Source organism: Pseudomonas sp. PS01299 (assembly GCF_029960145.1).
Lineage (GTDB): Bacteria > Pseudomonadota > Gammaproteobacteria > Pseudomonadales > Pseudomonadaceae > Aquipseudomonas > Aquipseudomonas putida_A.
In genome coordinates, this window is sequence record NZ_JASCPO010000013.1 from 46,176 (window position 1) to 54,846 (window position 8,671).

The following is an 8,671-nucleotide window of genomic DNA, read 5'->3' on the forward strand; positions in this document are numbered from 1 at the left end:
TTTTCGATGCCGCAACGCCCCAACTTTCTGGTGATTCTGGCCGACGATCTCGGCTTTTCCGACATCGGCGCGTTCGGTGGCGAAATCGCCACGCCGAACCTCGATGCTCTGGCCAACAATGGCCTGCGCCTGACAGATTTCCACACCGCTCCGACCTGCTCGCCAACGCGTTCGATGCTGCTGACCGGCACCGACCACCACATCGCCGGCATCGGCACCATGGCCGAAGCGCTGACCCCGGAGCTGATCGGCAAACCGGGTTACGAAGGCTATCTCAACGACCGCGTTGTGGCCCTGCCCGAGCTGCTGCGCGAGGCCGGTTATCAAACCTTGATGAGCGGCAAATGGCACCTCGGCCTGACTGCTGAACTGGCGCCGCAGGCCCGTGGTTTCGAGCGTTCGTTTTCGTTGCTGCCGGGCGCGGCCAACCACTATGGTTTCGAGCCGACCTACGATGAACACACCCCTGGCCTGCTGAAGTCGACTCCGGCGCTGTACATCGAAGACGACACCTTTATCGATGAACTGCCCAAGGATTTCTACTCGTCGGACGCCTTCGGCGACAAGCTGCTGCAGTATCTCAAGGAGCGCGATCAGAGCCGGCCATTCTTCGCTTATCTGCCCTTCTCCGCACCGCACTGGCCGTTGCAGGCACCGGCCGAGGTGGTCGAAAAATACCGTGGCCGCTACGACGCCGGTCCCGAAGTCTTGCGTCTGGAGCGCCTGGAAAAACTCAAGGCGCTGGGCCTGATCGAGCCGGATGTCGAGCCGCATCCACTGATTCAACTGAATGCGCAATGGGCTGCGCTGAGCGCTGAGCAACGACAGATTTCCGCGCGGGCCATGGAGGTCTACGCGGCGATGGTCGAGCGCATGGACTGGAACATCGGCCGGGTGGTCGATTACCTGCGCCAGCAGGGCCAACTCGATAACACCTTCATCCTGTTCATGTCCGACAACGGAGCCGAGGGCGCACTGCTGGAGGCGTTTCCCAAGTTCGGCCCGGAACTGCTGACTTACCTCAATCAGCATTACGACAACAGCCTCGACAACATCGGCCGCGCCAATTCCTACGTCTGGTACGGGCCGAGCTGGGCGCAGGTGGCGACCGCACCGTCACGGCTGTTCAAGGCGTTCACCACCGAAGGCGGGATTCGCGTACCGGCGCTGCTGCACTATCCGCAACTGCCGATCAAAGGGCAGATCAGCCACGGCTTTGGCACGGTGATGGACATTACCCCGACCATTCTCGATCTGGCCGGCGTGCGCCATCCGGGCAAGCAATGGCACGGCAAACCGGTGGCGCCGCTGCGCGGTAAATCATGGCTGGGCTTTTTGTCTGGCGAAACGGCGCAGGTGCATGACGAGCACACCGTGACTGGCTGGGAGTTGTTTGGGCGGCGGGCAATTCGTCAGGGCTCGTGGAAAGCCGTGTGGATCCCCGGGCCGGTGGGGCCGGCGACCTGGCAGCTTTACGACCTGAGCAGCGATCCGGGTGAGATTCATGATCTGGCGTCGAGTCAGCCGGACAAGCTCAACAGCTTGATCGGGCACTGGCAGCAGTATGTGGAGGAGACCGGGGTGATTCTCAGTGCTTCGCCATTTCAGCCGGATTGAGGTTGCCTGATCCGGTGCCTTCGCGAGCAAGCCCGCTCCCACAGTTGAAATGCGTTCCCCTGTGGGAGCGGGCTTGCTCGCGAAGAGGCCCGCAAATTCACCATCAAGCCTGAGCCGTACGCGCCTCCTCCGCTACCACTTCATCCCGACGAACAAACCGGTTCGCCCGCCCAAACGTACCGAAATCATTGAAGCGCACGCCCATCTCACGCATCACCTTATGCGCCACCGGCACGGTCAGCTGCCGGATGTAAAACGGTTCTTTCACTACAAAATGATGAATCCCGTGGCTGCTGCCGAAGTTGAAGCAGAACGCCTGCAGCGGCCACAGCCACCAAGGGTTCAACACCTGACACTGCTGCAGCACATTGCCCGCCTCGATGTCGCCGTAGTAATGCATGTTCGAGCTGATGAAGTGCAGGCAAAAGGTGCGCAGCACGTTCGGGCCGATGATCACCACCGCCGCGATGTCGATCATCTGCATCACCGACAGCGTGGTCGCCGACCATTCAATCGGCGAACCCATGAGGTAGGCAATGCCATTCGCCGCATGAAAGCCGAGGAACACGTACCACGCCCCCCAATGCACCAGCGCCAGTGGCGCATAGACCTTCAGCGTGCGTTTGATGATGTTGATTTTGTGCGCCCAGGTCTTGGCCCGCAGCATGCGGATGAACGCCGACATCACGTTGTCGCCGACCATCAGCAGCCGCGCAAAACCCCACGGTTCGCCGTTGGTGATCGCGCGTTCTTCCATATCGGTTTCGGTGCCGGAGACCTTGTGGTGATTGAGGTGCAGATGGCGGCGGATCCACGGGTTGATCGTGCTCGGCCGCGCCAGCCACACCAGGCCCATCATCAGGTTGTGCGGCACGCGCTGCTTGCGGAAATACATGCTGTGGATCAGGTCGTGTTCCAGCTCATGGGTCAGGGAGGCGAAAAACGCGTTGAGCAACAGGCATACCCACCACGCCATGTGGCCAGTGATGTACAGCGTCGCCGAACCGATCATCCCGGCCAGAGCAAAGGCCAGAATCCCCGCGCCGAGGGCGTCCTGGTGCTGCAAAATCGGGTAGCGCTGACGCAACTCGACGCCCTTGGCCAGCACCACTTCGCGAATATGCGCTGATCGCTGGGCAGCATTGTGTCGCGGGGGACTTGCAGAAGTACGGTCCATGCTTCCATCCTCTGGTTATTGATGTTCGCATCCTGCCTTGCGAAAGCTTTATTGATGGTAGCCGTGAACGCCAACCTGTTGACCGGAAGCGCCAATCAGCATGAAGGAACCGACCTCTCTCGCCAGCTGGACCCGTGCCTTGCGCAAGCAGCTCGATGCGCTGGGGCTGGACAGTCTCGGCCTGTGCCAACAGGCCGGGCTCGATCCGCAGTTGATGGACGACCCGAACGCGCGTTATCCGTTGTCCGGCACCACGCGTCTGTGGCAACTGGCAGTACAGTTCAGCGGCGATCCGGCGATCGGCCTGCGAGTGTCGCGGTTCGTCAGCCCGACCACGTTCCATGCGCTGGGTTACGCGCTGGTGGCCAGCGGCAGCCTGCGTGAGGTATTCGAGCGCATCGTGCGTTATCACCCGGTGGTCAGCGATGCACTGGAACTGGAGCTGAGCCGCAGCGATGACCGCTATCTGTTTCGTCTGAAAATTCCGTCAGGCAATCCGGCGCCGGCCTTCGAAGCCATCGATGCCTTTGCCGCGATCTACGTGCGTACCTGCCGCAATCGCCTGGGTCGCGATTACGCGCCGCTGGCGGTGTACCTGCGCCGCCCGGAACCGTCCGATGCGCATCAGTGGCACAAAGTGTTCCGCGCTCCGGTGCATTTCTCCTGCGCCGAAGATCGCCTGGAGTTTGCCCTCGCCGACTTCGACAGCCACCTCGACGACGCCAACCCGGAACTGGCCGAACACAACGAAGCGGTGCTCAAGCGCACGATGGCCCAACTCCAGCCGCTGACCTGGGAGCGCAAGGTGCGCGATGCCATCGAGGAGCAACTGCCGGAAGGCGAACCCAGCGCCGAACGCATCGCCCAGGCCTTGCACCTGAGCCTGCGCAGCCTGCAACGGCACTTAGCGGATGAGGGCTGTCGCTTCGATACGCTGCTCAACGAGAGCCGCGAAAACCTCGCGCTGCTGCACCTGCGCGATCCGCAGTGTTCGTTGAGTGAAGTCAGTTACCTGCTGGGGTTTGCCGACACCAGCAGCTTCAGCCGCGCGTTCAAGCGCTGGACGGGAATGACGCCGGGGCAGTTTCGCGATCAGTTGCGCTGACCATCAGCCCTTGACCAAGCTGCGTTGCAGGCCGGATGTCCACTGTTCGATCATCGCCTCGCCTACTTCGGCAAACTCGGGGTACTTGCGGCTGTGTCTGGCCATTTCCTCGATCGCCATCTGCATGCCGTGAGCCACTTGTTGCAGTAATTCGTTGCAACGCGCCTCGGTCAGGTTGCATGCCGTACGACCGAACCGCACCAGCATCTTGTACTTGGGCCAGGCTTTTGAACCGCCCAGCAGCAGCGCCATGCTGTCGCTCTTGATATAAACCGACGTTGTGATGATGTCGTATGCCGGCGCGAGCCTGACGGATGACTGCTCTGCACAATTTTCATAAAGCACGCCGAAATTCTTCAGATGCGCATCACCGTTTTTCAGCCCCGCAGACAACGCGACAATCTTGAAAAACGCTTCCAGCGCAGAGCCCAGCAACTGCGGCGAAACGAATGCCTTGATCTGCCGTGCAGCACCTTCATAGGAACCGTCGTATTTGGCCTTCGACGGCCACCCGTTCAGTACACAGAAATCTTCGAAACCGAGGTACCCCGAATCGCTCAGGTCAAAACGCTCGATCACCAGAAATTTGCCGCGCTCGCTGAGCTCGAATTTTGGTACTTCGAGACCGCAGTGCTGCGCCGCCCGCATACAGAAATACTCATTGGTTGCCAGCTGCGGATACTCTTCGGCGCGAAAGGCCTTGACCAGATGAGTCGCGCCCCGATGGGTCAGGCGATCAATCGCGGCGGCGCTGTCACGCACCAGCACTTTGGGCTGCACGCCTGACACTCCGGAATACTGACCATAGGTCTGTAACAGGTCTTCGAACAGCCCCTGAGCACCATCGTGCACCAGCAGATCGCTGAGGGATGTTGCCGGAGGCTGATCAGTCGCCGGTGCGCTGGCAATTGCCAGACGGCCGAGCTGATGGGGGCCGACGATAGCCAACAAAGCAAAATCATCGAAGCCACGCACGGCTTTACTGAAGCGCCGCATCAACTCCTCACGTAGCGCGCCTTCGGGCAAGTTCATCTCGAAGACAGGGTGGATGCCATGTTCCCAGCCATAGCTGTCCAGGCGAGTGGGCATCGTCAGCGATACCGCATTGTCAGCGCTGGCGTCTTCGCGGTAACTGAACACGCTGTCGTCGCGAATCTGCCCGCGCCCCAGCGTCCCGACCACCTGCTCACCTACACGGATTTGCAACCTGTCCGGCGTTTCAGTCATGGAAATTCACTTTTTGCAGAGCGTCGAGGGTTGGGCGATTGGACTTCCGGGGAACGGCAACCAGCTCGTAACCGAAGCCGTTGAGTATCGCCTCAACCTTGCGCAGGCCGATTTCGGAGACCGTGTTGTTTTCGATCCCCGAGATGGTGGCGCGGCTCATGCCATATTGTTGAGCCAGTGCCTGCTGGGAGAGTTTGCGCGCCTTACGCAAACTTCTGATCACTTCGCCGATCTGTTCCATTGCGCAAACCTGCACTGTTTACGATGCATTTATAGATAAATCAATGAAATGCATCACATGTGATGCACTAGTCACCAAACTCTAGCTGAGTTTCAGAATACTTGCACGGCGCATCATTGGCTCAGGACAAAACCCAACTCAAACACTGTGCCACTCGCATCACTGCTCACCCTGACCTGCCCGCCATGCAACAGCATGATCGACTGCACGATCGCCAGCCCCAGCCCACCGGAATCCCCGGGCTGCGTCCGTGAAGGGTCGACGCGATAGAAGCGGTCGAACAGTTTGCCCAGATGTTCTGGCGCGATGACCGGGCCGTGGTTGTGGATCTGCAACCAGCATACGCCCGGCTCATCGCGGCGGCGCAGGCTGATCAGCGTGCTTTCATCGGCATGGCGCACCGCGTTGGCCAACAGATTACCGAGCGCGCGTTGCAGCAGTTGCTGGTCGGCCAGCAGTTCGCCGTGCAGCGCATTTTCCAGACGGATATTGCGGTCGTCCGCCAGCGCTTCGAAGTAATCGCACAATTCATTGCCGACCTCGTGCAATTCCAGCGTGCGCAAGTCGAGCGCACGCTCCGCCTGTTCGGCGCGGGCGAGGAACATCAGGTTCTCGGCCATGCGTTTGAGGCGTTCGAATTCTTCCATGTTCGACGCCAGCAATTCCTGATACTCCGCCGTGCTGCGCGGGTGATTCAGCGCCTGGCCGTTGCTGGCGAGCAAGGTGTGCAGCGGTGTGCGGATCTCGTGAGCCAGATCGGCAGAAAACTGCGACAGCCGCTGCACGCTGTCGTCCAGCCGCGCGAGCATGCCGTTGATCGCCTGCACCGGTTCGAGCAGTTCGGCGGGGGTGCCACTGGCGGGCAGACGCTGGTCGAGGCTGCGCAGATCAATGCCGCGCACCGCAGCGCTTAACTGGCGCAACGGTTGCAGACCACGGCGCAGCAAAACCAGGCCCAGCGCGAACGCCAGCAACGCGCCAAGCCCGACGGCCAGGTACAGGCGCAAGCGATAACTGGCGAGCATCTGTTCACGCTCAGTAAGCACCTTGCCGGCGATCACGGTGAGCGGTTCGCCGTTCGGCCCTTGGGCTTCACCGGACAACAGCGCCAGCTCGGCGCCGTCCGGCGCTTGCCAGGTCAGCACATCGCGACGCTGCGGCGTTTGCTCGCGTGCGATTGCGTTCAATGGCGGCAGCTCGCGCTGGCGCGGGTTGATCGCAATCACGTTCGAGCCATCGGCCCGCCGCACCAACAGCAGGCTGTCGAGGTTACCGAGCATGTTCTGATAGAGACGTGGCCGCGCCTGCAAGGCGCCGAGGCTGTCACTGTCGGCGAGCAAGGCGCGCACCTGCTCCAGACGGCCGAGCAACGCGAGGTCGTCGCGGTAGGCGATTTCCGAGTCGAGCGAGCGGTAGAGAAACACACCGATCGCACTCAACACCAACGCGCAAACCACAGCGAACGCCAGCGCCAGACGCCAGGCGATCGACCTAGACCGCATCGTCGGGCGCCTCCAGCTGATAGCCGACCCCGCGCACGGTATGGATCAGTTTCGGCATGTACGGGTCATCGACCTTGGCCCGCAAACGCCGCACTGCAACTTCGACCATGTTGGTGTCGCTGTCGAAATTCAGGTTCCACACCTGCGAGGCGATCAGCGTGCGCGACAGCACTTCGCCCTGACGGCTGGCGAGCAATTGCAGCAAGGCAAATTCCTTGTTGGTCAGGGCAATGCGCTGACCGCCGCGACTGACCCGACGCCGTAGCACGTCGATTTCCAGGTCGGCGATGCTGTAGGACTCGGCCTCGCGCAGCGGCCCGCGCCGCAGCAACGTGCGCACCCGCGCGAGCAATTCGGCGAAGGCGAAGGGTTTGAGCAGGTAATCATCGGCGCCCAGTTCGAGGCCGCGCACGCGGTCTTCGATGGCGTCCTTGGCGGTGAGGAACAGCACCGGCGTGGCGCCGCGCTGGCGGATCAGTTGCAGCAGCTGCCAGCCATTGAGGCCCGGCAGCATCACGTCGAGGATGATCAGGTCATATTCCTGCTGCTCGATGAAATAGCGCCCATCGAGACCATTGAGCGCCACGTCCACGGCAAAACCCGACTCGCCCAGGCCCTTGGCCAGGAAATTCGCGGTTTTGGCTTCATCTTCTACGACCAGCAAACGCATGGCACACCTCGATTGATCAGGCACACAGGCTAGGCGCCTTCGGCCCGATTGCCCATTACAAACTTGTAATCCGACTGACGGGGTTCTGACGAAGAGCGGCGGCTAAGGTGATGTCCTTCGCTTTCGGAGCCTGTTCATGACCGTCAAATACCTTGCAGCCAGCCTTGCCCTCGGCCTCAGCGTCAGTGTTTTCGCCGCCCCTGAACTGCCGCGCCACGCTGACCTCGATCTGAAAACCGCACGCCTGCTGGCCGACACCGCGCTGAGCAATTGCACCGCCACGGTATCGGTGCTCGACCGTGGCGGCAACTTGCTGGTAACCCTGCGCGGCGACGGCATCGGCCCGCACAACACCGCTGCCAGCCAGCGCAAAGCCTACACCGCGCTGTCGACGAAAACCCCGACCCGGCTGTTCGCCGAGCGCGCCCGCAGCAATCCGGAAACCGCCAACCTCAACACCCTCGATGAGCTGCTGTTGCTCGGCGGCGGGATCCCGTTGTTCGCCGCGGATGAACTGGTCGGCGCCATGGGCGTGGCCGGCTCCGGCGGCGGCGAGCAGGACGAAAACTGTGCCATCAAGGCCGCCGAAAAGGCCGGCCTGACCCTGACCCGTTCCCAATAAGGAGACTGACCATGACCACCCTGCGCATGACCTTCGCCGCACTCGGCCTGAGTGCCTTCTCCAGCCTGGCGCTGGCCGCCGGCAACCCGCTGAGCGTGCACGTGCTCAACCTGGAAAACGGCCTGCCCTCCCCGGGCGTCAACGTGACCCTGGAAAAACACGTCGGCCAGAACTGGCAGCCACTGGCTCAGGGCACCACCAACGAACAGGGGCGCATCGCCGAACTGTTCCCGGCCAAGCAGCCTTTCGAGGCGGGCGAATACCGGGTGGTGTTCAAGACCGGCGAGTATTTCGAGAAGAACAAGCGCGAGACGTTTTTCCCGGAGATTCCGGTGATTTTCCAAGTGAAGCAGACTGACCAGCACTACCACATCCCGCTGCTGCTCAGCCCTTACGGGTTCTCGACCTATCGCGGCTCGTAAAAACAACAGCGATCATATGTGGGAGCGGGCTTGCTCGCGAAAGCGATGTGTCAGTGCATGATGTGCTGGCTGACACGACGCCTTCGCG

General features: G+C 61.4%; 9 protein-coding genes. 4 read left to right on the plus strand and 5 right to left on the minus strand.

Annotation, left to right across the window (positions count from 1 at the left end; all coding sequences use genetic code 11):
• Nucleotides 1-6 precede the first annotated feature (6 nt).
• The gene (locus tag QMX91_RS05025) at nt 7-1,617 is read left to right on the plus strand and encodes an arylsulfatase (RefSeq protein ID WP_282412350.1); all 1,611 of its coding nucleotides are present in this window, start codon (nt 7-9) and stop codon (nt 1,615-1,617) included.
• Between the two features lie 103 nt (nt 1,618-1,720).
• Here the strand turns inward: QMX91_RS05025 and QMX91_RS05030 are convergent, their stop codons facing one another.
• The gene (locus QMX91_RS05030) at nt 1,721-2,794 is read right to left on the minus strand and encodes a fatty acid desaturase (RefSeq protein WP_098966615.1); all 1,074 of its coding nucleotides are present in this window, start codon (nt 2,792-2,794) and stop codon (nt 1,721-1,723) included.
• Nucleotides 2,795-2,894: 100 nt separating this feature from the next.
• Between QMX91_RS05030 and QMX91_RS05035 the strand changes: the two genes are divergently transcribed.
• Complete coding sequence (locus QMX91_RS05035; RefSeq protein ID WP_007963478.1) at nt 2,895-3,899, plus strand: AraC family transcriptional regulator; 1,005 nt, start codon at nt 2,895-2,897, stop codon at nt 3,897-3,899.
• 3 nt (nt 3,900-3,902) lie between these two features.
• On the opposite strand, the gene QMX91_RS05040 is transcribed toward QMX91_RS05035, so the two are convergent.
• The 4 genes from QMX91_RS05040 to QMX91_RS05055 all read right to left on the minus strand — a co-directional run bounded on the left by QMX91_RS05040 (nt 3,903) and on the right by QMX91_RS05055 (nt 7,539).
• Nucleotides 3,903-5,126: a type II toxin-antitoxin system HipA family toxin gene (locus QMX91_RS05040; RefSeq protein ID WP_282412351.1), complete on the minus strand. Its 1,224-nt coding sequence runs from the start codon at nt 5,124-5,126 to the stop codon at nt 3,903-3,905.
• Nucleotides 5,119-5,367 carry a helix-turn-helix transcriptional regulator gene (locus QMX91_RS05045; RefSeq protein ID WP_103368632.1) on the minus strand — a complete coding sequence of 83 codons (249 nt, stop codon included), beginning with the start codon at nt 5,365-5,367 and terminating at the stop codon, nt 5,119-5,121. The genes QMX91_RS05040 and QMX91_RS05045 overlap by 8 nt, the downstream gene beginning before the upstream one ends.
• 113 nt (nt 5,368-5,480) lie before the next feature.
• Entirely contained in the window at nt 5,481-6,869 is a 1,389-nt protein-coding gene (locus QMX91_RS05050; RefSeq protein ID WP_139053632.1) for a heavy metal sensor histidine kinase, read from the minus strand.
• A complete protein-coding gene (locus QMX91_RS05055; protein WP_027611153.1) occupies nt 6,859-7,539 on the minus strand; it encodes a heavy metal response regulator transcription factor in 681 nt (226 codons plus the stop codon). The genes QMX91_RS05050 and QMX91_RS05055 overlap by 11 nt, the downstream gene beginning before the upstream one ends.
• Before the next feature lie 136 nt (nt 7,540-7,675).
• Here QMX91_RS05055 and QMX91_RS05060 point away from each other — a divergent pair, with 136 nt between their 5' ends.
• Both QMX91_RS05060 and uraH read left to right on the plus strand, forming a co-directional pair.
• A complete protein-coding gene (locus tag QMX91_RS05060) occupies nt 7,676-8,161 on the plus strand; it encodes a heme-binding protein (protein WP_134785157.1) in 486 nt (161 codons plus the stop codon).
• Between the two features lie 11 nt (nt 8,162-8,172).
• Nucleotides 8,173-8,583, plus strand: coding sequence for a hydroxyisourate hydrolase (gene uraH, locus QMX91_RS05065; protein ID WP_097086822.1), 411 nt, complete (start codon nt 8,173-8,175; stop codon nt 8,581-8,583).
• The last annotated feature ends 88 nt before the right edge of the window (nt 8,584-8,671 follow it).

Bases quoted from the DNA above. Each gene is read 5' to 3' on its own strand.
- uraH (WP_097086822.1), top strand. From the start codon at position 8,173: ATGACCACCCTGCGCATGACCTTCGCCGCACTCGGCCTGAGTGCCTTC.
- QMX91_RS05040 (WP_282412351.1), bottom strand. From the start codon at position 5,126: ATGACTGAAACGCCGGACAGGTTGCAAATCCGTGTAGGTGAGCAGGTG.
- QMX91_RS05060 (WP_134785157.1), top strand. From the start codon at position 7,676: ATGACCGTCAAATACCTTGCAGCCAGCCTTGCCCTCGGCCTCAGCGTC.
- QMX91_RS05035 (WP_007963478.1), top strand. From the start codon at position 2,895: ATGAAGGAACCGACCTCTCTCGCCAGCTGGACCCGTGCCTTGCGCAAG.
- QMX91_RS05050 (WP_139053632.1), bottom strand. From the start codon at position 6,869: ATGCGGTCTAGGTCGATCGCCTGGCGTCTGGCGCTGGCGTTCGCTGTG.
- QMX91_RS05030 (WP_098966615.1), bottom strand. From the start codon at position 2,794: ATGGACCGTACTTCTGCAAGTCCCCCGCGACACAATGCTGCCCAGCGA.
- QMX91_RS05055 (WP_027611153.1), bottom strand. From the start codon at position 7,539: ATGCGTTTGCTGGTCGTAGAAGATGAAGCCAAAACCGCGAATTTCCTG.
- QMX91_RS05045 (WP_103368632.1), bottom strand. From the start codon at position 5,367: ATGGAACAGATCGGCGAAGTGATCAGAAGTTTGCGTAAGGCGCGCAAA.
- QMX91_RS05025 (WP_282412350.1), top strand. From the start codon at position 7: ATGCCGCAACGCCCCAACTTTCTGGTGATTCTGGCCGACGATCTCGGC.